Source organism: Paracoccus marcusii (assembly GCF_006151785.1).
Lineage (GTDB): Bacteria > Pseudomonadota > Alphaproteobacteria > Rhodobacterales > Rhodobacteraceae > Paracoccus > Paracoccus marcusii.
The window spans coordinates 1-920 of record NZ_VDDD01000270.1 but is presented as its reverse complement, the minus strand read 5'-3'; the positions used below and the strand labels follow the sequence as shown (position 1 = coordinate 920).

The window sequence follows — 920 nt, the reverse complement described above, 5'->3', positions numbered from 1 at the left end:
CCAACGCTCATGCGTACAGAAAATGGCCCGGTCAGATCAGAAGCGGCAGGAGGGGGGCCGCGTCGCGCTTACACATAGTCACGTCGGGCAAAAGCCAGCGTGTCATCATCGACGGCCATCCTTTCTCCATCGAAATCTACCGTGCTGAAACGGATCAGAACTGGATGCTTGAGGTCGTCGACCAGGATGGCACCAGCCACGTTTGGGACGATCAGTTCGCCTCCGACAAGGAGGCAAGAAACGCCGCTATCCAGGCAATTGAGGAAGAAGGCGCCGTCGCCTTCATGCGCGGTGATAATGTCATCCGGTTTCGGGGACGATGACGAGTGGCGCTGACAGCGCCTGTCGACGTACGAACGGCCCTTACCTGCCAGTCGGTGCCTGCGGCTACTGCATGCAGCATTCCCGAAAGCTGACGCTTAGGCTTGATGCGGCCTGAGCACGCCGCCACCGTCGGCTATGCGGGACGAAGCAGTCACTCCGCCCCGTCCCACTCCCACTCCCATTACCACGGCGATCTTCCGTCCGGCTCTACAAAGCCACCGCTGCTTTTAGCGTTCAGCGCATATTCCGCCGGAAGCCTCGCGCCTTCTTCGGGGGTCATCGTGCCATAGCCGGTCAGGTCGGTTTTCACGAAACCGGGGCTGATCGAGTTCACTTTGATCTTCGTGCCCCGCAACTCTTCATGCAGCTGGATCGTCAACATGTTCAGTGCCGCCTTCGAGGCGTTGTAACCGATGAACTGCTGTGAATAGTAGGGCGAGGTGGGATCGGCGTTCATCGTCAGCGACCCAAGCGCGCTCGATAGGTTCACGATCCGCGCTTCAGGCGCGGCGCGCAGCAACGGGAGTGTTGATTTCCACCCAGAACTGAGCCGGGTAAGCGCATAATTTCCACTGAGAAGTGAGCCATGTGAACCT

At 59.2% G+C, this 920-nt stretch carries 2 protein-coding genes; one reads left to right on the top strand and one right to left on the bottom strand.

Translation table 11 applies throughout. From position 1 onward, the window contains the following. Positions 1-323: hypothetical protein (locus tag FHD68_RS18720; protein WP_244298002.1), on the top strand; the 323-nt coding region annotated here is incomplete at its 5' end. 182 nt (positions 324-505) lie between these two features. Here the strand turns inward: FHD68_RS18720 and FHD68_RS18715 are convergent. Next, positions 506-920, bottom strand: a 415-nt coding sequence (locus tag FHD68_RS18715) for an SDR family NAD(P)-dependent oxidoreductase (protein WP_139086637.1), incomplete at its 5' end; no start/stop codon positions are given.